The 23455-nt window shown below is 60.5% G+C and carries 21 protein-coding genes; 3 read left to right on the plus strand and 18 right to left on the minus strand.

Annotated elements, in window-relative coordinates; genetic code table 11:
* Nucleotides 1–106: 106 nt before the first annotated feature.
* Complete coding sequence (locus ACVDHI_RS00985; protein WP_408813678.1) at nt 107–1912, plus strand: extracellular solute-binding protein; 1806 nt, start codon at nt 107–109, stop codon at nt 1910–1912.
* Between the two features lie 89 nt (nt 1913–2001).
* On the opposite strand, the gene ACVDHI_RS00990 is transcribed toward ACVDHI_RS00985, so the two are convergent.
* Nucleotides 2002–2394: a DUF2750 domain-containing protein gene (locus ACVDHI_RS00990; RefSeq protein WP_039040225.1), complete on the minus strand. Its 393-nt coding sequence runs from the start codon at nt 2392–2394 to the stop codon at nt 2002–2004.
* A gap of 94 nt (nt 2395–2488) precedes the next feature.
* The gene (locus ACVDHI_RS00995; protein ID WP_447211584.1) at nt 2489–3037 is read right to left on the minus strand and encodes a hypothetical protein; all 549 of its coding nucleotides are present in this window, start codon (nt 3035–3037) and stop codon (nt 2489–2491) included.
* Nucleotides 3038–3283: 246 nt separating this feature from the next.
* Here ACVDHI_RS00995 and ACVDHI_RS01000 point away from each other — a divergent pair, with 246 nt between their 5' ends.
* Nucleotides 3284–3532 (plus strand): TIGR02647 family protein, encoded by a 249-nt coding sequence (locus ACVDHI_RS01000; protein ID WP_010675310.1) that lies wholly within the window; start codon nt 3284–3286, stop codon nt 3530–3532.
* Here the strand turns inward: ACVDHI_RS01000 and ACVDHI_RS01005 are convergent.
* From ACVDHI_RS01005 to ACVDHI_RS01035, 7 genes are all read right to left on the minus strand, one after another.
* Entirely contained in the window at nt 3519–3830 is a 312-nt protein-coding gene (locus ACVDHI_RS01005) for a hypothetical protein (protein ID WP_102948633.1), read from the minus strand. The two genes, ACVDHI_RS01000 and ACVDHI_RS01005, sit on opposite strands and share 14 nt — an antisense overlap.
* A gap of 77 nt (nt 3831–3907) precedes the next feature.
* Complete coding sequence (locus tag ACVDHI_RS01010) at nt 3908–4117, minus strand: cold-shock protein (protein ID WP_005302803.1); 210 nt, start codon at nt 4115–4117, stop codon at nt 3908–3910.
* Between the two features lie 206 nt (nt 4118–4323).
* Nucleotides 4324–5424, minus strand: coding sequence for a dihydrolipoamide acetyltransferase family protein (locus ACVDHI_RS01015; protein ID WP_447211585.1), 1101 nt, complete (start codon nt 5422–5424; stop codon nt 4324–4326).
* A gap of 94 nt (nt 5425–5518) precedes the next feature.
* Complete coding sequence (locus ACVDHI_RS01020; protein ID WP_010675313.1) at nt 5519–6505, minus strand: alpha-ketoacid dehydrogenase subunit beta; 987 nt, start codon at nt 6503–6505, stop codon at nt 5519–5521.
* Nucleotides 6502–7590, minus strand: a complete 1089-nt coding sequence (gene pdhA / locus ACVDHI_RS01025; RefSeq protein WP_039040221.1) for a pyruvate dehydrogenase (acetyl-transferring) E1 component subunit alpha — start codon at nt 7588–7590, stop codon at nt 6502–6504. Before pdhA ends, ACVDHI_RS01020 begins: the two co-directional genes overlap by 4 nt.
* Nucleotides 7591–7861: 271 nt before the next feature.
* Entirely contained in the window at nt 7862–8881 is a 1020-nt protein-coding gene (gene astE, locus ACVDHI_RS01030; protein WP_069785276.1) for a succinylglutamate desuccinylase, read from the minus strand.
* A gap of 269 nt (nt 8882–9150) precedes the next feature.
* On the minus strand, nt 9151–9360 hold the full coding sequence (locus ACVDHI_RS01035; RefSeq protein WP_010675316.1) for a DUF1127 domain-containing protein: 210 nt from the start codon (nt 9358–9360) through the stop codon (nt 9151–9153).
* Between the two features lie 529 nt (nt 9361–9889).
* Between ACVDHI_RS01035 and ACVDHI_RS01040 the strand changes: the two genes are divergently transcribed.
* A complete protein-coding gene (locus tag ACVDHI_RS01040; RefSeq protein WP_226044033.1) occupies nt 9890–10783 on the plus strand; it encodes a DNA replication terminus site-binding protein in 894 nt (297 codons plus the stop codon).
* Nucleotides 10784–10864: 81 nt separating this feature from the next.
* On the opposite strand, the gene ACVDHI_RS01045 is transcribed toward ACVDHI_RS01040, so the two are convergent.
* The 9 genes from ACVDHI_RS01045 to ACVDHI_RS01085 all read right to left on the minus strand — a co-directional run bounded on the left by ACVDHI_RS01045 (nt 10865) and on the right by ACVDHI_RS01085 (nt 23455).
* A complete protein-coding gene (locus ACVDHI_RS01045; RefSeq protein WP_447211586.1) occupies nt 10865–14701 on the minus strand; it encodes a DEAD/DEAH box helicase in 3837 nt (1278 codons plus the stop codon).
* 218 nt (nt 14702–14919) lie between these two features.
* Nucleotides 14920–15573, minus strand: coding sequence for a YceH family protein (locus ACVDHI_RS01050; RefSeq protein WP_039040218.1), 654 nt, complete (start codon nt 15571–15573; stop codon nt 14920–14922).
* A 262-nt stretch (nt 15574–15835) separates the two neighbouring features.
* Nucleotides 15836–17485, minus strand: a complete 1650-nt coding sequence (locus ACVDHI_RS01055; protein WP_447211587.1) for a Wzy polymerase domain-containing protein — start codon at nt 17483–17485, stop codon at nt 15836–15838.
* Nucleotides 17486–17633: 148 nt separating this feature from the next.
* Nucleotides 17634–18722, minus strand: a complete 1089-nt coding sequence (locus ACVDHI_RS01060; protein WP_447211588.1) for an LPS O-antigen chain length determinant protein WzzB — start codon at nt 18720–18722, stop codon at nt 17634–17636.
* Nucleotides 18719–19273, minus strand: a complete 555-nt coding sequence (gene rfbC / locus ACVDHI_RS01065; RefSeq protein WP_042017517.1) for a dTDP-4-dehydrorhamnose 3,5-epimerase — start codon at nt 19271–19273, stop codon at nt 18719–18721. Before rfbC ends, ACVDHI_RS01060 begins: the two co-directional genes overlap by 4 nt.
* A gap of 54 nt (nt 19274–19327) precedes the next feature.
* Complete coding sequence (gene rfbA, locus ACVDHI_RS01070; protein ID WP_042017516.1) at nt 19328–20233, minus strand: glucose-1-phosphate thymidylyltransferase RfbA; 906 nt, start codon at nt 20231–20233, stop codon at nt 19328–19330.
* 47 nt (nt 20234–20280) lie between these two features.
* Nucleotides 20281–21171, minus strand: coding sequence for a dTDP-4-dehydrorhamnose reductase (gene rfbD / locus ACVDHI_RS01075; protein ID WP_447211589.1), 891 nt, complete (start codon nt 21169–21171; stop codon nt 20281–20283).
* A gap of 5 nt (nt 21172–21176) precedes the next feature.
* On the minus strand, nt 21177–22274 hold the full coding sequence (locus ACVDHI_RS01080) for a sugar transferase (RefSeq protein ID WP_231959439.1): 1098 nt from the start codon (nt 22272–22274) through the stop codon (nt 21177–21179).
* 263 nt (nt 22275–22537) lie between these two features.
* Nucleotides 22538–23455 (minus strand): glycosyltransferase, encoded by a 918-nt coding sequence (locus ACVDHI_RS01085; RefSeq protein ID WP_368180499.1) that lies wholly within the window; start codon nt 23453–23455, stop codon nt 22538–22540.

Here is a 23455-nt window from a genome sequence, read left to right on the forward strand (position 1 = left end):
CAGGCCCTCTTGGGCCCACCCCGTTATTTCGGCAGGACGCCATCATCAGGAGAGCAAGGACATGCGTCATCCGTCATTTTCGATCATCCCCTCTTTACCAGGCATCATGCGGGTCACGGCCATGCTGCTCCCCTTCTGCTGGAGCCCGTTCGGCTGGAGTGCCACCCTGCCGGCAGATCTCAAATGGGAGAGCAACGACACCGATCCCGTCTATGCAGACCCCGAGGCCAAGCGAGGCGGCACCTTCCGGGATTTCATGTCGAGCTTTCCGCTCACCTTGCGCAAATACGGGCCGGATTCCAACGGCGGCTTTGCAGCCTACGTGCGCGAGACCAACCTGCCGCTCCTGAGCACCCATCCCGTGACGCGCAACCCCATCCCCATGCTGGCCAATCAGTGGGCTTTCGGCGCGGATAACAAGACGCTCTATTTTCGCATCAACCCCAAGGCCCGCTGGTCGGACGGCCAGCCCGTCACTGCGGACGACTGGGTCTTCACCCTCAAGATGATGCGCAGCAAGGAGATCAACGACCCCTGGTACAACAACTACTACAGCACCCAGATAAGCGAAGTGACCAAGTTTGACGATCACACCCTCGCCATCACTAGCGGCACCGAGAAGAGCCGGGAAGATCTGCTCGAAGCCCTCCCCTTCACCCCGGAGCCCAGCCACGCCATCAAGCTGACCGCCAACTGGGTCAAGGAGTACAACTGGAAGGTGCTGCCGGTCACCGGCCCCTACCAGATTGGCGAGCTCAAGAAGGGCAAGTCGGTTACCTTCGACCGGGTCAAGGATTGGTGGGGGAACGACGAGCGCTACTTCCAGCACCGCTTCAATCCGGATCGCATCGAGATCAAGGTGCTCAGGGATCAGAACATCGCCTGGCAGCACTTCCTGCGCGGTGAGCTCGACACCTTCCCCCTCGTGATGCCCAACTGGTGGCACGACAAGAGCAAGACCGCCGAATTCGAGAAGGGCTATATCGAGCGGCTCTGGTTCTACAACCAGACGCCTCAGCCCCCCATGGGGCTCTATCTCAACACCGCCGATCCCTTGCTGAGCAATCTCGACGTCAGACTCGGCATCCAGCACGCCCTCGCCCTGGACAAGATGATCGCGACCCTGCTGCGGGGGGACTACCAGCGTCTCAACACCTATGGCTCGGGCCAGGGAGATTTCACCAATACTGACCTCAAGGCGCGCCCCTTCGATCCCGCACTTGCTCGCGAATTCTTTGCCAAGGCCGGCTTTACCAAGACCGGACCGGATGGCATCTTGCGAAACGACAAGGGCCAGCCCCTCTCCCTCAGCATCACCTACACCACGGCGGAACATGCCCAGCGCCTCACCCTGCTGCGGGAAGAGGCGAAAAAGGCGGGGCTCAACCTCGAGCTCAATCTGATGGATGCGTCTGCCGGCTTCAAATCCATGCTGGAGAAAAAACACCAGAGTGCCTGGATGGCCTGGAGCGGTGGCCGTTATCCCGCCTATTGGGAACACTTCCACAGGGTCAATGCCAACAAGCCCCAGACCAACAACATCATGAACATCGATGACGACAGGATCTCGGCCCTGGTGGAGCAATACGACAAGGCGTTCGATTTCGGCAAGAAGGCCGACCTCTCCCGCCAGATCCAGCAGCGACTCTATGAGCTCGCCAGCTTCGTCCCCGCCTATCAGGTGCCCTATACCCGGGCCGGCGCCTGGCGCTGGATACGCCTGCCCAAGGTGCCGGCAACCCCCCAGAGCGACTTGCTCTACTGGCCCCTCGACGGCTCCAACTCGGGTTACAGCTTCGGCGGTCTGCTCTGGATTGACGAAGCAGCAAAGGCGCAGACCCAGGCCGCCATCAAAGAGGGGCAGACCTTCCCGTCAGTGACCATCACGGATACCACCTACCAGCAAAAATAGGGCAGCTGGCACCGTCATCCCCAAAACAAAAGACCCCGCACATTGGCGGGGTCTTTGTTACAACCGGGATGGCACCAGGCAGAGGGCATTCAGCTGCGTTTGGCCTGCTTTTGCGCAATGGCGTCGGCGACGTCGGCCGGGTCCAGCACAATGCCTTCCTGATCCGGCGTCGGGAACACGGCCACGCAGAGATCATCCTGCTCCATGCCGTCCACCCAGCGATCCAGCCACACCTTGAGGGTGATGGACTGCGGCTTGCACTCGGCCCACTCCCCTTCGGCCCAGGCCTTGGCGTAGTCGGGATGCGGCCATACCGGGATGCAGTCTTCCTCTTCGGTCGTCAGCATCATGACGCCGTGTTCGTCGGTCAGGACAAACAGCTCTTCGTGCTCGACCAGCTTGCTGATGAAGTGATCAAAGCGGTAATCGGCGTTCAGTTGCAGCGCGGCATTGCGCTCGGTGTCGCTAAGTTCATAGCTCATCGGTCAAGTCTCTCGTTCAATAAAGGGCGACATGTTCACATCTTGCCGACCCCTTGTCCAGCAGGAGTAATGGGTCATCTGTCTTTCCATCGCCTCACCCCAGCTCGGGGGTCAACAGCCGGAGTCCCGCGGTCTCACCCAGTCGCTCCCTCAGCCAATAGGCGGACTCCACCTCCACAAAGCAGAGCTGATCCCGCCCCGCAGCGACCCCCACCATGATCTGCTCAAGCCGTGCTTGCTGGGCGGTACTCCAGGCAGCAACCAGCTTGCCGCCATGGGCCTCGTCCACCACCTCGCGGCGCAGCTCGAACAGGTTATCGGTGATCGGGCTGTTTATCTTGCTCGGGTGGCGCCAGTACATCTGCAGGTTGTCCAGCATCTCCTCATCGTAACTTGCCAGCGCATCGAGCTCCGGCGTCTCTTTGCTCTGGGCCGCGAATTCACACCAGCCTGCCGACAAGGTAGCCAGACTCTGGGCATCCTTGCCATGCTGACGCAGGGTTGTCACGTCTTCCCCACGAATGGCCGGCAGCCAGAGATCTCCTTGATATTGCGCCAGGAGAGGGAGCAGCAAGGAGGGAGCATAAACAGGAAAACGGGGACCCAGAGAGTGCAGCAGAGAGACCAGAGTAACAGTGATCATGAGACGCGCCTTGAACAAGATGACCTAGCATCACGCCTGGTCATGAGGGTGAACGAGGGTGCCATTCTAGCATATTTGCCTTGCTGGGGGCGTTTGCGTCCAGCCGGACCGGGGATAGATAGCGTCCAAAAAAGCAGCGTTTGAACCAGAGCGGCACCGATAAAGGCCAATTGTTTGAGCCAGCGCCCACTAAAGAGACACCGGGGATGCTAGGTTGCATACATCTTTAGCGTAAGGAGTGCATCCATGAGTGGGATCAACCAGGTTTCTGACGATTTTGTGAATGAGCTGAAAATACTGGCGTGTTTTGATCCGGCCAACATGAGCCTGGGGATCAAGCTGCGCAGCGACATGTCGGAAGCGCTTTGCCAGGCGGCAGCGCGCCTGCACAGCCAGGGCCTGATCACCGCGGCAGATGGCGGCTATCTGACCCCTTTCGGCATGACCATGCTGGAGCATCTCCAACACCTGCTGGTCGCACTCAAGCCGAATTGAGCGGTTGTGGTGCCCAGAGCGAGAAGTTGAGCAACTCCCAGCGCTCTCCTTGTCGCAGCAGACAAGCAAACAGCAAAGGACCTTCGGGTCCTTTTATCTTGCCATCGACCAGCCACTCTCCCGCCCGTTTTGGCACCGGCTGTACCCTGATCTCATCGGGTTTCACCGCGTTTCCCAGACGAACATGTACAAACTGTTGACACACGGACACGGCATCATTCACCGCAGGATCCGGCGTTGGCGGGCTGGCCTGACCGGTCAACGCCACGGTCAGCAAGAGGGAGGAGATCAGGGTCATGACGCGTATTGATGAAGCCATGAAAACAAAAAGCCGTGGCACCAGAGGTACCACGGCTTTCTTAAATTCTGCAAGAATTACAGAGCAGTTACGTTCTCAGCCTGCGGGCCTTTTTGACCTTGGGTCACAGAGAACTGTACGCGCTGACCTTCAGCCAGGGTACGGAAGCCGTTACCTTGGATGGCGCTGAAGTGAACGAAAACGTCCGGGCCGTTTTCTTGCTGGATGAAGCCAAAACCTTTGGTTTCGTTGAAAAACTTAACGGTACCGGTGATCATGTTAGACATATCTTTAAACCTGTATTCAAAATAATTACTTATGCTTTTCAGCGGGTAAAGCTCAAAAAACGGGATTACTTATGAACAACAGGAAAAGATGTAAAACATCATATTCATTGACATAACTATCGCCCTTTCAAGCTGGTTGAGATTATACGTGCCTTTGTCGATTACGCAAACAAATTTGTACCCCGCCAGCGGCGGGGTACAGCGGTTTAGACCTGTGCCGACTCCAGTGCCTGAACCAGGGCTTTGAGGAAGCGAGCCGCCTCTCCACCGGTGCAGGCTCTGTGGTCAAACGTCATCGACAGGGGAAGTGCACGCACCGGGCGCGCCTCGCCGTGGATGAACACCACCTTCTCGAACAACTTGCCCGCTCCTATGATGGCCACCTGGGGTGGTGTGACGATGGGGCTGGCGTAACGGCCTGCGATGGCGCCAAAGTTGGTGAGGGTGATGGTTGCCCCCTGCAGCATTTCCCGCGGCACGGCACGGGCCTTCACATCGGCGATCATCCGATCCAGCCCCTGCCGTATGTCAGCCTGGTCCCGCTCTGCCACGTTCTCCATCACGGGCACATAGAGCCCATGCTTGGAGTCGACTGCGATGGCCACATTGACCTCCCTGAATAGACGCCGCGACAGGGTCTCTCCGTCAAACCACGCATTCATGGAGGGTTCAGCCCGACACGCCACGCCGATCGCCTTGATGAGGCGCACCGTCACATCTTCATCCGGGCGCCAGTGGCGCAAGTCCACTTCGTCGGTGATGCTCACCGGCACCACAGTCCGGTGCGAGAGCTCCATCGCCTTGGCCATGGCCCGGCGCGAGCCTTTCAGGAATTCGTTGCCGCTCTCCTGCTGGGCCTCGAACGCCTGTTGCACATCCTGCTCGGTCACCATGCCAGCGCTGCCGGTTCCCTTGACCTTGTCGATGTCCAGCCCCAGTTTTTGCGCCAGCAGACGTACCGCTGGCATGGCTTGCACCAGCGTGCCGCCGGGCGCCATGGCCCCCACCACGAAATGATCCTCGATATGCTGCTGATGGGCGCTGACCTTGCCAACGACGGTGCCGTCATCCTCGCCCCCTTCAAACTCCACCAGCGGTGCCCCGATGTGGAGGATGTCCCCCCCCTGCCCGCACAATCTGGCGATGACCCCGGCCACCGGTGAGGGCACATCCACCAGCGCCTTGGCTGTCTCCACCGACAGCAGTACCTGATCTACCTGCACCGTATCACCGGCGCTCACCTTCCACTCGACGATCTCGGCCTCGGCCAGTCCTTCGCCCAGATCCGGCAATTTGAAAAATTTCATGACCTGCTCTCCCTCTGCTGGGACATCACCAAACATTGACAGACACCATGGAGCCCTGTGGCCCTGGCACTTGCGCATCCGTACCTGTCGTGCGTCATAGCCACTGGTTCTCCATCAGTTGCCGAGCCGCCTGCGCGATCTCCTGCTCGGTGATGAGGTAATACTCCTCGTTGCGATAGTAGGGGACGGCGGCATCCACGCCGGTGAGGCGTCTTGGCGGCGCCTTGAGGGCAGTCATCGCCTCTTCGGTCACCTGGGACACGATTTCGGCACCCACCCCGAAACTGCCACAGGCTTCGTGTACCACCAGCAGCCTCCCGGTCTTGCGTACCGAGGTCAGGATGCTCTCCATGTCCAGGGGTTTGATGGTGGCAAGATCCAGCACCTCGCACTGGATGTCCTGCTCCGCCAGCAGGTGCGCCGCACGCATGACTTCCTGGATGCAGGCACCCCAGGCCACCACAGTGATGTCCCGGCCGGGACGCAGGGTGAAGCAGACATCCAGCGGCAGGCCGACGCCGTCATCCACCACATCCGACTTCATGGAGCGATAGATGCGATCCGGCTCGAAGAACATCACGGGATCCGGATCCCGAATGGCCGACAGCAGCAGGCCGTAAGCCCGCTTCGGGCTCGAAGGGATCACGACCCGCAGCCCGGGGATATGGGCAAACAGGGCCTCGACGCTCTCGCTGTGGTGCTCGGGTGAATGGATGCCGGCGCCGTAGGGGGAGCGGTAAACGATGGGACAGGTGACGCGGCCACGGGTCCGGTTTCGCATCCGTGCCGCCTGGCAGATGATCTGCTCCATGCCCGGGAAGATGAAGCCCTGGAACTGGAATTCGGCCACGGGTTTGAGCCCCTGGGTCGCCATGCCCACCGCCACCCCGGCGATGAGTCCTTCGGCCAGCGGCGTATCGATGACCCGCTTGAACCCGAATTTATCGCGAAGCCCCACAGTGGCGCGAAACACACCGCCGTTGACCCCCACATCCTCCCCCAGTACCACCACATCAGGATCGCGTGCCATCTCGTGGTGCAATGCCAGATTGATCGCTTCGAGCAGCGTGATATCGCTCATAGTCCCTCCCCGCTCTGCTGCATGCCCTTGGCGATGATGCGCTTGCGCTGGGCAAGATAGGCCTTCGGCAGCTCGGCAAACTGGTAATCGAGCAGGGTCTCCGGCGCCTGGGGCGTGATGGCCTCATAGGCGGCAACGGCGCGTTCCACTTCCCGGCCCGCCTCTGCCAGCAGCGCCTGTTCCTGCTGCTCGTCCCACCAGCCCCGTTCAAACATGAACTGGCGCAGCCGCTTGACCGGCTCCCTGGCCCAGGCCGCTTCCACCTCGGCGCCGTCACGATAGCGAGTCGCATCATCGGCGGTGGTGTGATCCCCGAGCCGGTAGCTGACGGCTTCGATGAGCGTCGGCCCCTTGCCGCTGCGAGCCCGCTCGACGGCGGCGCGGGTCGCCTCATAGACCGCCACCACGTCATTGCCGTCCACTTGGAGGCTGCGCACCCCGGCCCCTATGCCCTTCTGGGCCAGGGTGGGCGCGCTCGACTGCAACTTGCGCGGCACCGAGATGGCCCACTGGTTGTTGTTGATGATCATCACCATGGGGAGATGCCAGACACCGGCACAGTTGAGCCCCTCGAGAAAGTCTCCCTTGGAGGTGCCGCCATCGCCGATGGTCACCACGGCGACCCTGGGCTGGTTGCGCAGCTTGAAGGCGGCCGCGATGCCGGCAGCATGGGTGATCTGGGTGGCGATGGGAACGCAGATGGGCAAGTCTTCCGACAACTCGCCATCGGCCTTGTAGAAGACGCTGCCCCGTTCATCGCCGCCCCAATACTGCAGGTTCTGCTCCATGGGCACGCCCCTCACGTAGAGAGTGGGCATGTCCCGGTAGTAGGGCACATAGACATCCTCTGGCTGCATGGCGAGCCCGACCCCGATCCCCACCGCTTCCGCCCCGAGATGGGAGGGAAAGGTGCCGAGTTTGCCGGTTCGCTGCAGTGCTATCGCTTTCTTGTCGTAACTGCGCACCATCACCATGTTGCGGTAGAAGGTGTGCAGCATCGCCTTGTCCAGCCAGGTCGGCAGTGTCGCGACCGGGCGCCCCTCCTCATCGAGGTAACGAAGGAAGGGGATGTCGACATGGGTCATAACTGGCTCCTTGCCGTTGTCAGCGTCACCACCATGAGGTGACATTTAAAATGTAAACAACATGTTAACCAGAGGGCAACGAGATTCATCCAGGTAAGACCAGTAGAAACTTCTTTTATTTTCGAAGGTAATCGGAATTTTCGGCGAGCATAAACAAAGAAGGGAGCCTGTTCAGGCTCCCTGTCATATCGAGTTCGGGATCATACCCATCACCGCCATGCTGCTTGCCACCGCCCGTGGCGCAGGATCAGCATGACAAAAAGGCGTCAATTCACTCCCACAAACGGGTGGGTACCACCAGCAACATGGTGCGCTGTCCGATGGCCACGTTGGCGTTGGGGAAGACCACCGCCTCCCGCGGTTTCTCTACCCTGTATTGCCGATCCCCATCTTCTGCCAGCACAAAACCCTGGGGAAATTCGGTGAAATTGTCCACATCGCTGGCAAACAGGAAGCGGAACTGCTCCGACTGCTTGTTGATCACCCGATCTATGGCAAAAAGGGTGAAGTCATCGGCTCGCCATGGCTCGAGGGCCACCTCATCCTGGGTCACCAGCTCCTGCAATGTCTGGCGCACCTCGATGAAGCGGGTCATGTCGTTTTCACCGAAGGGCCGCACCTTGCCCAGCTCCACCGTAAAGGCATGGGCGCCGTGCTGGTGCGAGCTGTAATAGCTGAAGGTGGTGGTCGGGCCGCTCGAGAGCAGTATGGTGCGCACGCCGCAGGCACCGAGGAAACGTACCTGCTCCTTGCAGTGGGGGCGTTCGTGGGGAAAGGGATAGACGGCAAACTTCTCGTGGCGCGAGCCGCGAATGGCGGTATGGAGATCGTAGTGGTAACGGGGCCTGCCCGAGTCGGCAAAGAAGCGGCTCACATACTGCTCCAGACGCATGGCGCGGATGCGCTCCCGGTTGCACAGCCCCTCCCCCTTGCTGTGGGCGCCCGAGAAGAGGCGGTTCATGTTCTCTTCCACCTCCCTCACCCCCTGGTTCATGGCGGCGGGGTTGCCAAAGAGGAAGAGCACCCGGTGACGAACCTTGAGCTCCTCTGCGAGCAACCGGGTCAGCAACTGGTTGCAGATCTCGATGGGGGCTGTCTCGTTGCCGTGGATGCCGCAGGAGAGGACGATGTCCTTGTGCCCGGGTTGCCCCGCCTCGGAAGCGGGTTCCAGGCAGATCACGCCGGTATCCCACACGCTCACCCGGGTACCGTCGGTCAGATTGAAGGCGAAAGGCTCGAGCTGCCACTCATGGCGGCGCGTCAGGGCCAAAAAGTCATGCTGGGGAATCATCCGTCTCACCCTTTAGTCTGGAATGCCATGGCCGGATTATACGCAAGGCAACCGGGCTTAAAATCAGTTTTTAAACAAATTCAAACAGTAAGGATACAAAAATGGCGAGAATGAGTGACAACTCATGCAACAGGATCAAGCGGGGGGAAACACGGAAGAGGGAAAGCGGTGAACGGGTATCGGCAGGTGAAGACAGCATGTCTTCGGCAGACAGGCGGGCAGCATGCCCCTGGGATCAGCAGAAAAACAAGGCATCCATGCCCGGCTGATCAACCACGCCAGAACGGCTTGGTGGTCTCTTGATAGCGGTCGGCTTCGTTCAGACCGATGTCCTTGAGCAGGTAGGCGGGCAGCTCGGAGAGCTGGCGACGGCTGCGGCTGCGTTCCAGCCAGGTCAGGACGGTCATCTTGACGCGAGCAACCAGATTCGATTCGCTGGAATGCTGGTAACCGGCTTCGGTATAAGTCATGTTGGCCATGATATGGCTCCTCTCTCTCGTTCTGCGCAAGGCTCGGATTTGATGCGCAAAGCTTAGTCAGGGCGGGGAGGTGCCTCAATTGACGAATTTTGATACATGACATTAGTAAAAGTAATGGTTGATATCGCCAAGGAAATAACCATAACCATATGATTTTAAAATGAAATAATGCTGAAACTTTCCCCCTGGCAGCCTGACAGCATTTTCTCCTGCGCCACCCACTTCTAACTATGCACTTTCCCACGCTAGCTATGCACGGCACGACGCCGAGTCAGCAGGGTGCAAACTCTCGGCCACCAGGGTTTGTTAACAAATAGATCGCAACAAGATCGTTATTTAACAAAAAGATACGAACAGGCAACCTGAACCGGATGCCCCCCATGTCACCCCCATCGTCAGGGTGGCACCGGACACTTGGCACCCTGCCATCATACTGGTATGGTTATTTATACAGTGGTTTATCATGCTGCCTCCCCACACTGCCCCAATATCATGCTGAACAGGGGAGCGGCACACACAGGATCTGCCGATGGACACCTTTACCCCCACCGCCGCCCTGCGTCAACAGATGGCCCTGCTGGAGGCGTCGCTGGCACGCCTTGCCCGGCAACTGGGCCAGCTCGACCTGCTGGAGGCTCATGTCTATCCCCTCCCGGCCGTGGCCCAGGGGGAAGAGCATGAGCCCATCGAGGCCATCGAGGTGGGCTATCTCTCGGGCGAGGCGGCCCTGGCCGCCACCCTCGCCGCCTTTCAGGACCACTGCGCCCGCCCCGGCTGCTCCACCAAGGCGACCCACCGTCTGCCCGGCTGGCTGCGCTTTCCTGCCGCCAGCGCCAGGGAGCTGGCCCCCGTCATCGAGGAGATCAACGCGCACAAGCTCGCCTTCAAGGCCATGGTGCAGGCGGCGGGCGGGCGGGACGAGAAGTTCGAGCTGGTGCACGGTGCCCTGCCCGGTGTCATCACCCTGCAGGTCTATCGCAAGCTGACCTGGCTTCAGGGGGATCTGCATTCGCTGGGCTTCACCTGGGCCGACAAGCAGAGCATCAGCCGCCTCAGCCGGGAGCAGGTACTGGAGATGCTGGAGCGCAGCCGCCGATATGTACCGGCGCTCTTTGACAACGAAGAGTGGAGCAAGATGGTGGATCAGGAGGTATACGACATTCGCCGCCTGCCGGCGGATGCGGCCCTGCGGATCCGCAGGCCGGTCAAGACCCACCCCATGATCAACCTGCTCTGGCAGGACAGGGAGCCCCGCAAGCAGCAGATCAAGGCGAGCCTTCCCCTGCTGCTCTGCTCCGATACCCAGCCGGCCGTCACCCATCTGGGCCACTACCCGCCCAAGCTCCGCCAGGCACGCCGGGATCGCAAGATTGGCGGTGACCCCATCATAGAGCGGCTGCACCTCTACCTCTATCAGGGGTAGCGCAGGCTCGGCACCGCCACAAACGACAAGGGGAGCATCACGGATGCTCCCCTTGTCACATCGGGCGACAGCCCATCGCCGTCAGCTCATCAGCAGTGCCCGCAGGCTCTCCACATCCAGCCCCTTCACCTCGGACTGGCCGCTCAGGAGGCCGTCGGCCAGTGCCCGCTTCTCGTCGTGCAGCGCCACTATCTTCTCCTCCACCGTCTGCTCGCACACCAGGCGATAGACGGTCACCGGCTGGGTCTGGCCCATGCGGTGCGCCCGATCGCTCGCCTGATCCTCCACCGCCGGGTTCCACCAGGGATCGAGGTGCAGCACGGTGTCGGCCTGGGTCAGGTTGAGGCCCGTCCCCCCCGCCTTGAGGCTGATGAGGAAGAGTGGCACCGCTTCGTGGCGAAAACGCAGGATGGACTCCTGACGGGACTTGGCCGAGCAGCCCCCATCCAGATAGCAGTAGTCCCACTGCCGCTGTTCGATACGGCTGCGCAGCAGGCTCAGCAGATCGACAAACTGGCTGAACACCAGCACCCGGTGGCCACCATCGATGGCTTCGTCCAGCAGCGCCATCGCCTCGTCCAGTTTGCTGCTGGTCTGGGACCACTCCGGCATCACCAGCTGGGGGGAGCAGCAGAGTCGGCGCAGCCGGGTCAGGCCGCTCAGCACATGCATCAGGGCACGGCCATCGGCACTTTGCACCTGCTGCACCACCTCGCGCCGGGTCGCCTCGTAGAGCTGACGCTCCTCGGGGGAGAGGCTGATGTGATGGATGATCTCGGTCTTGTCCGGCAGCTCCGTCAGCACCTGTTGCTTGAGGCGGCGCAGGATGAAGGGGCTGATCACCGCCCGCAGCATCGCCATGTGCTGGGGATCCTTGACCGCCTTGCCAAAGCGGCGCTTGAACTCCCCGAGGCTCCCGAGCAGGCCGGGATTGATGAAGCTGAACAGGCTCCACAGCTCCCCCAGATGGTTCTCGATGGGGGTGCCGGAGAGGGCGAGGCGAAAATCCCCGTCGAGCTGGAACAGCAGCTTGGCGCGCTGGGTACCGGCATTCTTGATCTGCTGTGCCTCGTCCAGCACCATGCTCGACCAGCGGCGGGACTTGAGCGCCTGGGAGAGACTGCCGAGCATGCCGTAGTTGACCAGGACGAGCTGTCCGGCCCTGGCCCCCTGGATCAGGGTCTCCCGCTCGGCGGGATGGTCGAACACCACCACCTCGAGCTCGGGGGCAAAGCGGGCCACCTCCTCCTGCCAGTTGGTGACCACTGACTTGGGCACCACCACCAGCGCCGGGCCCAAGTGCTGGCGCATGCGCAGCACGATGAGGGCCTGCAAGGTCTTGCCCAGGCCCATGTCATCGGCCAGACAGGCGCCAAAGCCGTGATGGGCCAGGGTCGCCATCCAGCGTACCCCCTCCTTCTGATAGTCCCGCAGCGCCGTCAGCAGCTCGGGGGGACAGCTCACCTCCTGCTGCCACTCCTGCTGGAGATTCTGCCAGGCGGCATCCCCCTCGGTGGTGATGACGGAGAGCAGGCGGGCCAGCGGATAGGCCAGCTTGTTGTTGATGCGCTGCTCGTTGTCCAGCATGGCGCCGAGCACGGTGAGGCGTTCCACCAGCTTGTCGCTCAGCATCAGGCTGGTCTTCTCGTCGAGCTGCACCGTGCGCTGGCCCGGGGTCAGCTGGCGCAGGATGAGGCGAAGATCGAGGATCTGGTGCTCGTCCAGCGAGAGCGCGCCCTCCACCTGGAACCAGTCCTGACGCCGCTCGATGCGCAGGCTCAGGGCCGCCTCATCGAGGCTCTTGAGGCGGGCGCTGTCCTGGTGCCAGTGCACCACCACACCGGCGTCCACCAGCTCCGGCAGGGCGTTGACCAGGGTGAGCGCCTGCTCCCCGTCCAGCTTCCACTCGTTGCCGGGCAGGCCGATGGGCAACTGGTTGCGAAGGCGCTGGGCATCCTCTTTCTCGGCAGCCAGATCCCGCTGCCAGTAGTGATACTCCCGGATACCCTGGCGCACGATGGCCTCCCCCTTGCCCAGAGGCAAGGGAGGCAGGTCCCCCTCCCGGGTCACCAGCTGGACCACGAGCTGCCCCTCCTGCCAGTCGAGCAGGACGGAGGGAACGCCGGGCCAGGGGGCCAGCTCGGCATTGCCTCTGAGCCCCGCCACCTGGCTGTGCCAGGGGAGATCGGGGATCGCATCCAGCGTGCGTTGCAGCTCCTCGAGCCCGGCCGGCGGCAATGCCGGAATGGCCTCCAGGGCCGGTAATCTGTCCAGCAGTGCCTGCGGTGTCAGAATAAGCTGCCACAAATCCTGAGCCAGAGGGACGATGTGCGCACCGCGGGCGGCGGGAGCAGGATGTAGTCTGGCACTCATGCCCTCCCCGCTCTGTACCAGTTGCAGCAGGGGGGCGCTGACGGCCAGTTGCAGCTTCTGCCCCTTGGCATTGAAGAGGCGAGGATGGTTTGCCAGGGGCACCCAGGCATCCCGGGGCAGCTTGCCCATGTTGCGCGGCAGGGTGCGCACCAGTGCCCAGTCCGCCTCGTCCAGCAGGCTGGCGTACTGGGTGGAAAGCAGAGCCGGATCGACCCTTCGCCCGGCGGTCCACTCCCCCTTGGTGCTCTGCTTCTGGATCTTGCACTCAAGCTCAGGCCCCTCTGCGTGGAGCAGCCAGACCAGCCGCTCCTGGGGCTTGCGTACCCCGCTCGAGCGTCCCAACCCCTGCAGCCAGTTGAGCCAGCTTGCCGAGGCGGGGGCCTTGCCTTCCTCCTCGGTGGCATCCTCTTCCTCCCCTTGAGCAGGACGCAGCGCGCGCAGGGGCCAATGGGCGGCCTCCCGGCCCAGCAGGAGTCGCAGCAGATCCTGGCAGAAGGCCATCAGTCGATGCCGGGGCTCGGCGTCCAGCACGTGGGAGAGGTCCCACTTGTGCAAGATGGTCACCTGGGGGCTCTGCTCGCCGTGGCGCGCCAGGGCGCAGAGATCGAGCCAGAGGTAACCCCAGTGGAGCTCCTCCAGCGGCAGTTGCAGGGTATCGAACAGGCCGACCGCCTGGCCGTGGCGATCTCCGGCCCACTGCCCCAGCAGATCGGCCAGCAGGGGGGAGTGATGGCCCAGACTGCGCTGCCACTTCTTGCGCTGCTCGCTCCCCTGCACCGGATCTGCCTGTTGCAACCAGCCGAGCCAGAGCAGGGCGCTGAACATCCGGGGCCAGGGCGACGCCTCTTGCCCCTGCCACTGGCCAAGCGCCCCCAGCAGCCGCTCGGCCAGGGGTTGCTCATCCCCTTTCTGCGCCAGTTGTTGCAGCGCAGGCCAGTGAGTGGTTACCTCGCCGCCAAAGGGGCCGCAGAGCCACTCCCATTCTTGGGCGCGAGCCTGGATCTGGCCAGAGAGCGCCGGGGAGCAGGAGGCAACCAGCGTTGCCAGCGGCCAGCCCTCGTCAGGCTCTGCGTCAAGCAGGGCCTGCAAGGCGAAGTGCTCGAGCAGCAGGGCCTGCCAGGCGGGGCTGGAGCCTGCCAGCAGGCGGGGAGCATCGGGGAGATCCAGGAGGCTCAGGAGTTCGGCACTCTGGTAATAGGCCGGGATCTGCCCCGCGTCTCCCAGACAGAGCTCGCGCACCACCTCCTGTGCCCGCTCCAGGCCCGTGACCGAGGGGATGCGGGACCACTGCGGCATGGGGCACTCCCCCGCACGCACCGCCAGGATCAGGGTCAGGGTTCCCTCTGCCGTCAGACTCCACTGCTGCTCCGTTCGTTGACGGACAAGCCCCCACTGCTGCAACTGATCGAGGGTATCGAGCAGCGCACGCCCGGGTGCGCCCGGGGCATAGAGGGTGTCTTGCAGGTAACGAGTGCTGGCGGCGCGCTGCAATTGCAGCTCGCACAGCAGGGCATGGCAATCTGAAGAGAGGGTGAAGGCTGACATCAGAACTCACGGGCAAGTGCAAAGGCGGAATTTTAACGGGAAAGCGGCGGCGGCTCGACCTTTAAGCGCGAAATAGTGCAAAAAAGCTGGCGCCTTTGATGGGTACACGAGCGACAGGGCTGACAGGGCACTCGTCCCTGCCACCGGGCAACGGGCCACAGGAGGGGCGCGGTCATCAAAAAAGGCGCCGCAGCGCCTTCTGGAAACAGATTGTTGGCTCAGCCTTCCAGCCGGGCCAGACGGGCTTCCAGCCCCTGCAACTGCCCCTTGAGGTGCTCGACCTCTTCCTCGAGCGCTGCCAGTCTGTCTGCCGCCGGTGACACAAGGTTGCCAGCGGGCGCCGCGTCGGCCAGCGCCTGCAGATCCACCTCGCCACTGAACAGGTGCGCGTAGCGGGATTCCCGCTTGCCCGGCTCACGGGGCAGCTTCACCACATAGGGCCCCCGCTCGATGAGAGTGGCCAGCACCGCATCCACTTCGGTCACATCGTCAAAGCTGCACAGCCGGTTGGTGCGCGAACGCAGCTCACCCGGGGTCTGCGGACCACGCAACAAGAGTTCGCAGATAATGCCGAGCTCCTGGGCCGAGAACTTCAGCTCGCCGAACTCGGTATTGCAGAAACGATGCTGATAGCGGGGCACCCTGGCGTTGAAACCGGCGGTATTGACCACCAGACGGCGGCGGATCAGCTCGTCGATCACGGCGCGAATATCCAGCTCGGCGAGCTCCAGCACGGGTTCCCGGTTGCTCTTCTGGTTGCAGGCATTGACCAGTGCATTGAGCGAGAGAGGGTACTGATCCGGCGTACAGATCTCTTTCTCAATCAGGCAGCCGATCACGCGGGCCTCTAATGGGCCTAGTACTATCTCCATGTCATACTCCCTTGCCAAACAAGACGTTAAGACGGTTATCTTAACCAAGGCGCTTGCGCCGTCCAGCAGATAACCCCATTTTTGCGAGCCGATGAAACCCTTGCTGCAACCTTGTACAGCAAAACGGCCGCGGTGCGCGGCGAGGTGGACGGATGGCCGGGAACCTCTTTGGCAACAAGCCCCCTCCCCCTTCAACGAGGCGGGCACAAGAACCATCACGGCCGCAAAGGCGGCCGTGATGGTAGACAGATTGAAACGGCCCTCACGAAGAGGGCTTGCGCTCCAGGGTCGCGGCCACCTTTCTTGCGGCCGACACGGTGAGCAAAGGCTCACCCGGATAGAGCATCAGGGCGCTTGCCCGCAGGTTGTCGGCCTCCGCCGTGCGCCCCAGGGCATTGAGGGCGATCACCATGTTGGCGTAGATGTTGGCCCTCGGGGTATGGCGCACGAAGGCCTGCCCCCAGTCGAGGTAGGCTTCAAGCTCCGCCTTGTTGTTGGCCTGCAGACCGACCATGAGGCGCACCGCGTTCACGTCGAACTCCACCCGGGTCAGCCAGGCCATGGGGTTGACGATGTCGAGCAGGAGTGCAGGCTGCTTGTAACCGCCCCGCTCATACTTGGTCACCACCCAGGCGGTATGCAGGGTGGTCAGCATGAAGGGGATGACGATCAGGGGAATGGCGATGGCCATGAAGCGCAGCAGCAACCAGGGGCGGCACAGATGGTCGCGCCAGTTGCCGTGGTCTTGCTCCTCCACCTCCGCATCCATCGCATACAGAAGCAGCAGCAGCGCCCACCACAGGGCGATGGCGTGGTAAAAGGGGTACTCGGTCTGGGTGTGCAGCAAGATGGGGGTCACCAGCGCAAGCAAGGCGGCGCCCTTGACCCAGCCCGCCCGGCTCAGACGCCACAGCAGGGCTCCGCCCATCAGCACCATGCCCAGCATGGGTGCCAGACCCCCTTCAACCGCCCAGTAGAGAAACTCGTTGTGGGGGTGATCCAGGTTGTACTCAATCTGCACCATGGCCGGGTTCAGCGCCTTGTCGGCCATGTAGTGATGGAGAAACACCGACTCGAAGCTGCCATAACCCCAACCGGTCCAGGGCATCTGGGCAATCAGCTTGGCTGCGTAGGGCCAGTAGATGGAGCGCATGCCACCGGACTGGTAGATCTCCAGCCCTCGTCTGGCTCCGGCCATCAGGTATTGCGAGGCCAGCCCAAGCAGAATGCCCAGGGCCACCAGCGCGAGCATCCGGCCCAGCCGCCGCTCACGCCCCAGCTGGGCGGACAGCAGCAAGAGAGCCATCACGCCGCCCAGTTGCCCGACCCGCGATTGCAGGACCACCAGCAGCAGAGAAGTGGCCAGGATCACCCCATAGCGCAGCCCCTTGAGCCAGGGGTTGGCATCACCGCGCAGCTCCAGCCAGATGGCCAGTGACAGGCCGGTCGCCATGAAGCTCGCCATCACGTTGGGTTGCTGGAAGATGCCATAGGGGCGGTTGGTCTGGGTGTCGTACCCAATCCAGTTGCCCGGCACCAGCAGGTAATACTGCACCAGGCCGAGCAGCGCCTCGATAGCAACGGCCCCCAGCAGCAGATAGAGCAGCCTGTCTCGCCCCTCGCGGCCGAATCGCCACTGATAGAGGCTTGCCAGAAACAGCAGGCCGGCAAACAGCCCCAGCAGCCGGGGAATGGCATAGTCCTTGAGCTCGGCTCCCGGATAGGCCATGGGCAGCAACAACAAGAGGCCCCCCAGCCACTGGGCCGTCAGCAGCGGCGAGACCACCAGCCGCTGGCTGAGGGTCACATGCCACAGCCCCAGTGCCATCACCAGGCTGGCGAAGATCCAGCCCCAGGCATTGAACGGCAGATAGAGCCCTGCCCCGCCCGGGTTGTGCATGAAAAAATGCATGCCAAGCAACCAGTAAAGGAGGCTGACAACCCCCAATATCCCAGTCGTCGACGTCACCGTCACTGCTCCCTGTTGTGTCATGCTCATGCTCGTTTTCTTCCGACACGCCATACATGAAGGGGGGCAGAGCCCCCCTTGTTCACTTCAATCATCCTTGTGCCGATTCCGGTCGGCGAAACGCATGGCGCACCAGCACGATGCCCACCCCCAGCATGCCGCCGAGCAGGGTAGCCAGCACCACCACCAGAGGGCGCTTGGGCTGTTCGCGGCTCAGGGGCTCACTCGGCGAAGCCAGATAGGCGAACGACTGGAAGGGCTGTGCTTCAAGCTTGATGGCCTGAAGGCTGCCCAACTGCAGGCGCAGGTCGCTCAGCGCCGGGTTGAGGAACTCGGGGTTCTTGATCTCCTTGAGGATCTTGAGCTTCTCGGCGAGGGCGCGCGCCCCCAGATCGATGGGAAGGCTCCCCTGCTCCTGCAGATTCTGCACCGGCGCCTCCAGCCCGGCCGCCTGTGTAATGCGCAGACCATATTCGGTACGCAGAATATCGTCTTGCAACTGCTTGAGGGTATCGGCCTTGGCACTCTCGAACTGGGTCTGCAGCGTCTTGATGCGATTCTGCCAGATGGTATACAGCTCCTTGCCCTTGGCCGCCGACTCCTGATGCTGGATAAAGGCGATGTACTGCTCCAGCCGGGATTTGGCCTCCCCCGCCGTGGCCGCGGCAAAGGAGAGCGTCACATCTTCACGCAACTTGTCCGGCGCCTTGGCGCTGATCCCCTCGGCCATCTTCTTGAGCAGCAGCCGCTTGCCTTTGGGATCTGTGACGTCGGCCTGCGCGGCTTCGGCATCCAGATAGCCTCTTTCCAGCAGGAACTGGCGTTTGTTGTTGAAGCTGTTGAAGTTGTTGACGAAGTCGCCATAGAGCGCCTTCTTGTCAAAGGCAGTAAAAGCCGCTACCGGTACCTGAGCATTGACCAGCTGGTTGATGTTGAGCTCGAGGGACTCCATCTCCTTGAGGGTGGGCGACTTGATCTCGGCCTGGCTGACCCAGACCTGGGGGGCCAGGAGGGCATAAGCGATACCAGCCAGGGCAAAGAGACCTGCCGTCAGCAGGACAAGGAGCTTCTGGCGCCACAGGACCAGGATCAGCTCACGCAGATCGATTTCATCACCGGAAGAGGCTTGCCAACCCTGGGGCAACTGACTGTCTGAATTATCGAATACTTGTTTGTTCATATCGGGCTCTGAAGATGAGGTGATTGCCAGAGGGGGGCGTGACGGTCTTTCTCCGACAAGCGTAATGGCACATTGTCCATGAGGGGCCACTCAATAGCCAGTGTAGGATCCGACCAGTGAAGGGAGGCTTCCAGCTCGGGAGCGTAATAATCGGTGCATTTGTAAAGCACCTGGGCCCATTCGCTCTGAACATAAAAACCGTGGGCAAAACCTGGCGGGATCCAGAGGGAGGTTCCCTCTTCGGCCGAGAGCGACACCCCCACCCACTGGCCCAGGGTCGGGCTCCCGGCGCGCACATCGACGGCCACGTCGAAGATGGTGCCTGCCAGCACCTGTATCAGCTTGCCCTGGGGCCGCTGGCGTTGATAATGCAGGCCCCGTAGCGTCCCTTGTCGGGAACGACTCAGATTGTCCTGAACGAAGCAAAAATCACCGCACCTGCGGGTGAAAAGATCGTGGCGAAACAGCTCCATGAAGTCGCCCCGCTCATCTGGATGACGCTGGTGACGGATCTGGATAACATCCGGAATCTTCAATGAAATAAAGTGCATAGGTGTTTTCTTTGGAATAATGGGCAAGGATATATCACTCAATGGAGTGCCTTATCAATCCCAATCGGGGTGCATTTTGCCAAAGGGCTCTTGCAACAGACGCAACAGATAGGCGCCATACCCGCTTTTTGCCAGTGGCTGTGCCAGTGACGCCAGCGCCTCGTCAGAGATCCAGCCCTGGCGCCAGGCGATCTCCTCCGGAGCGGCCACCTTGAGCCCCTGGCGTTTCTCCAGGGTCTGGATGAAGCTGCTCGCCTCCTGCAGGCTGTCATGGGTCCCGGTATCCAGCCAGGCAGCACCACGCCCCATGAAACAGACCTCCAGACTTTGCTGTGCCAGATAATGGAGATTGACATCGGTGATCTCGAGCTCTCCCCGTGACGAAGGGCGCAGGCCCCGAGCAATCTCGCTTGCCGTGGCATCGTAGAAATAGATGCCCGTCACCGCATATTGACTGGCAGGAGATGCCGGCTTCTCGACGATCGACTCGACCCGCCCCTCGCCGTCGAACCCCAGCACACCGTAACGTTCTGGATCCTGTACATGATAGGCAAACAGGGTGGCGCCTTGCGTCTTGGCGCTCGCGCGCTGCAACTGGCGGGGCAGCTCGGTGCCATAGAAGATGTTGTCCCCCAGAATGAGGCAGCAGGGGCTGCCGGCCAGAAAGGGCTTCGCAATGAGCAGCGCCTGGGCCAGCCCGGCAGGCTCTTCCTGCACCGCGTAGCAAAATTGCATCCCCCACTGGCTGCCATCCCCCAGCAGCAGCTCGAAGCGGGACAGATCCAGCGGCGTGCTGATGATGAGAATCTCACGGATCCCCGCCTGCATCAGGGTTGAGAGGGGGTAATAGATCATGGGCTTGTCATAGACCGGCAGCAGTTGCTTGCTGATGGCCAGCATCGCCGGATAGAGACGGGTGGCGGATCCCCCGGCCAGGATAATGCCTTTACGCTGGTGCATGGAACACCTCCAGAGGAGAACGGAGAGCCATCAAGACACGCGTCACATCATTCACCTTCACACTGACTGGCAAGCCAGCGGCTCATCAGCCCTTCCCAGGCCGGGATCTGGATCCCGAACACAGTGGCAAACCGTCGACAATCGAGCCTGGAGTTGGATGGCCGACGGGCTGCCTGGGGCCAGTTTGCAGATGGAATGGGTTTTATCGGAACGGGCTGCGCCAGCAGACCAAGCCGACAGCCTTCCTCAACCAGGGCCGATGCAAAGCCATGCCAGCTCGTCTCGCCTGCGGGGCAGAGATGATAGAGGCCGCCCTTGTCTGGCGCCTTCACGACCTGTTTCAGCGCCAGGAGAACAGACGTTGCCAGCCAGTCCACCTGGGTCGGCGCCCCCCACTGATCCGCCACCACCTCAAGGGGCTGGCCCTCGTTGGCACGGCGCAAGATGGCTCGGGCGAAGTGTGCCCCTTCCCCACCATAAACCCAGCTGGTGCGCACGATCAGATGATGGGGACACAGGCTCTGAATGGCCTGCTCTCCGGCCAGCTTGCTGGCACCGTAGACATTGAGCGGGGCAGGCACATCCACCTCGCGCCAGGGAGCGCTGCCGGAGCCATCGAACACATAGTCGGTGGAAAAATGCACTAGCAGCGCCCCCCTGGCACCGGCTTCCCGGGCAAGCAGTGCGACGGCCTGATGATTGATACGCTCTGCCAGCTCGGGCTGGCTCTGTGCGAGATCGACTGCCGTATAGGCCGCACCGTTGAGGATGACATCAGGCTGATGGCGGTTCAGGGCGCAGATCAGCGCACCGGGGTCGGTGATATCACACGCATCCCTGCCAAGGGCCGTCACCTGCCAATGGGGATAATCCCGGCACAGGGCAGAAAAAAGGGCTCGTCCCAACTGGCCACGAGCCCCCAGCAACAAGATCCGCATCGGGATTACCGCGCGCCAAAACCGGTCAGGATGGTGCGGATGGTCTTGAACACGATGAGCACATCCAGCCAGAGGGAGAAGTGCTTGATGTAGTAAAAATCGTGCTCGATCTTGATGCGGGTATCATCGGCATCGGCGGCATAACCGTGGACCACCTGGGCCCAGCCACTGATCCCAGGCCGCACGATGTGACGGTACATGTAAAACGGGATCTCCCGTTCGAACTGATCGACGAACGTGCGCTGCTCCGGTCTTGGCCCAATCAGGCTCATGTCCCCTTTAAGGACGTTGAAGAACTGCGGCAGCTCGTCGATGCGCAGCTTGCGGATCACCTTGCCAACCCGGGTGACGCGCATGTCACCGTCCTGGGCAAACTGGGCGCCGGCTTTTTCCGAATCCTTGCACATGCTGCGGAACTTGTAGATGCGAAAATCCTTGTTCCCCTTCCCTACCCGGTTTTGCAGGAACATCACGGGGCCCGGACTCTCCAGCTTGATGAGGATCGCCGTCACCAGCATCAGGGGGGAGAACAGCGGGATCGCGATCAACGCGGCCAGAATGTCCATTCCCCGTTTGATGAAGGCATAGACGGGGGACGGCAAGAGGGAACCAAGCTGGTTCTCGTGGAGATGGTCGATCTTCACGCGCCCGGTCAGGGTCTCGCTGATCTGCTTGATGTGATAGACGGGAATGTGCGCCAGGGCGCAGCGCGCCAGGAAACGCTCCCACTCACCCGCCAGCTTCTCATCCCGAAGATCTGCCACCACGGCGTCATAACGCACGGCCCCGAGATCGGGTTTGTCCAGCAGACGCCACTGCACACACTCGTGCCGGGTCAGGGCCTGATAGTCCCCAAAGGGCAGCAAGGCATATTTGGGGGTCCGGTAACGGCGGCCAATGAAGTAGGCCAGCCAGCAGCAGAGCAAGGCAACCAGATACGACTCGAACAATACCTGGCGGCTGTAAGGCAGCCGCAGGAAGAAGAGAATGCCGACCAGGGCACCATAGAGGGTGGTCACCGTGGGGATCATGTAGGCCACGGGACTCGCGCCCGGATAGCGCAGGAAGCGATGCAGCACAATCCCGGTCAGCAGAAACGCCACAAAGGCACCGCTCAGGGTGTTGATCCGGACAGCATCGAAGTGATGCCAAAACTCCAGGCCCCATCGCTCAATGGCTGGCAAGCAGACTGCAAGCAAGGCCCCGAAGGTAAACAAGGCAGGAGGGCTGAATAATACACGCTCATACCAGCGTGAGTGACGACGTTGAAATGACAAGGACAACCCCCAAATAAAATATTAGCTATATATCATTACACAAAACTAGAATTAAAAGAAGATAATAAAACTACAGCAGAACGATTTTATTAAAAAATATTAAATAACAAGAATAGTGCTAGAGCTAGTCGATCACGAGCTCTACGCCTTAGTTCATTAACTCTAACAAGAAGATATAAATTACCTTTATAACCATTTTCAAGGCCAAATCTGAATATGGCTGAACTTTGTAAATCCAAACATTCAGCGATATTCATCACTTGTTTACGATACCATTTGGACTTAATTAGTGAGATCCTTTTCTTGGCTGCTTTAAAATTATTATTAGTACCAACCTGATTATTAGCGTGCTGCCGATATCGCATCATAGGCATAGCGTCTATAAACCAACGATAACCATAACGACGAGAGAAAGCATAAATGAGCCAATCATGAAGTTCTATATTATTAGACACTCTAGCATAGTTACCTATCAACCATTTCTGAAAGTTAATAGCAAAGTCGCGATTAAAAACATAAGTACAACCAGGTCCGGCAGCCTCAAATAGAAAATCCCATCGACGAAATGGTTGAGCCTTGTTGATTAAAACCTCACGCCCATCCTCCCAAAAAGCAATAACATTAGACGAATAACAATCATATTCACTCAAATATTGAGTTGCACGGTATATTTTATCGGAAGGCCAGATATCATCTTGATCAGAAAAAGAAATAATATCATACTCACCAATATAAACATCTTTTAATAGTCTATAGAAATTTTTACCCGCCCCTCCAAATCGTTCACCATAGGGCAAAAGTGTTATATTAGAGAATTTATTTGCATACATAGTGCAAATATCCAAAGAACTATCACAACTTAAATCAAGGCTAATTACAATGTTAACATCAATTTTTTCTTGTCGCAAAATGCTATCAAGCTGCTCTACGAGCGTAGTTGCACCATTGTATGCTGCAACCAAAACGAGACATTTACTATTACTATTACTATTACTATTTACGATCAT

It is taken from the genome of Aeromonas sp. 25-248 (assembly GCF_053005425.1).

Excerpts from the sequence above, each read along its gene's own strand:
- ACVDHI_RS00985 (WP_408813678.1), top strand. The coding sequence starts at position 107 with ATGCGGGTCACGGCCATGCTGCTCCCCTTCTGCTGGAGCCCGTTCGGC.
- ACVDHI_RS00990 (WP_039040225.1), bottom strand. The coding sequence starts at position 2,394 with ATGAGCTATGAACTTAGCGACACCGAGCGCAATGCCGCGCTGCAACTG.
- ACVDHI_RS00995 (WP_447211584.1), bottom strand. The coding sequence starts at position 3,037 with ATGATCACTGTTACTCTGGTCTCTCTGCTGCACTCTCTGGGTCCCCGT.
- ACVDHI_RS01000 (WP_010675310.1), top strand. The coding sequence starts at position 3,284 with ATGAGTGGGATCAACCAGGTTTCTGACGATTTTGTGAATGAGCTGAAA.
- ACVDHI_RS01005 (WP_102948633.1), bottom strand. The coding sequence starts at position 3,830 with ATGACCCTGATCTCCTCCCTCTTGCTGACCGTGGCGTTGACCGGTCAG.
- ACVDHI_RS01010 (WP_005302803.1), bottom strand. The coding sequence starts at position 4,117 with ATGTCTAACATGATCACCGGTACCGTTAAGTTTTTCAACGAAACCAAA.
- ACVDHI_RS01015 (WP_447211585.1), bottom strand. The coding sequence starts at position 5,424 with ATGAAATTTTTCAAATTGCCGGATCTGGGCGAAGGACTGGCCGAGGCC.
- ACVDHI_RS01020 (WP_010675313.1), bottom strand. The coding sequence starts at position 6,505 with ATGAGCGATATCACGCTGCTCGAAGCGATCAATCTGGCATTGCACCAC.
- pdhA (WP_039040221.1), bottom strand. The coding sequence starts at position 7,590 with ATGACCCATGTCGACATCCCCTTCCTTCGTTACCTCGATGAGGAGGGG.
- astE (WP_069785276.1), bottom strand. The coding sequence starts at position 8,881 with ATGATTCCCCAGCATGACTTTTTGGCCCTGACGCGCCGCCATGAGTGG.
- ACVDHI_RS01035 (WP_010675316.1), bottom strand. The coding sequence starts at position 9,360 with ATGGCCAACATGACTTATACCGAAGCCGGTTACCAGCATTCCAGCGAA.
- ACVDHI_RS01040 (WP_226044033.1), top strand. The coding sequence starts at position 9,890 with ATGGACACCTTTACCCCCACCGCCGCCCTGCGTCAACAGATGGCCCTG.
- ACVDHI_RS01045 (WP_447211586.1), bottom strand. The coding sequence starts at position 14,701 with ATGTCAGCCTTCACCCTCTCTTCAGATTGCCATGCCCTGCTGTGCGAG.
- ACVDHI_RS01050 (WP_039040218.1), bottom strand. The coding sequence starts at position 15,573 with ATGGAGATAGTACTAGGCCCATTAGAGGCCCGCGTGATCGGCTGCCTG.
- ACVDHI_RS01055 (WP_447211587.1), bottom strand. The coding sequence starts at position 17,485 with ATGCATTTTTTCATGCACAACCCGGGCGGGGCAGGGCTCTATCTGCCG.
- ACVDHI_RS01060 (WP_447211588.1), bottom strand. The coding sequence starts at position 18,722 with ATGAACAAACAAGTATTCGATAATTCAGACAGTCAGTTGCCCCAGGGT.
- rfbC (WP_042017517.1), bottom strand. The coding sequence starts at position 19,273 with ATGCACTTTATTTCATTGAAGATTCCGGATGTTATCCAGATCCGTCAC.
- rfbA (WP_042017516.1), bottom strand. The coding sequence starts at position 20,233 with ATGCACCAGCGTAAAGGCATTATCCTGGCCGGGGGATCCGCCACCCGT.
- rfbD (WP_447211589.1), bottom strand. The coding sequence starts at position 21,171 with ATGCGGATCTTGTTGCTGGGGGCTCGTGGCCAGTTGGGACGAGCCCTT.
- ACVDHI_RS01085 (WP_368180499.1), bottom strand. The coding sequence starts at position 23,455 with ATGATCGTAAATAGTAATAGTAATAGTAATAGTAAATGTCTCGTTTTG.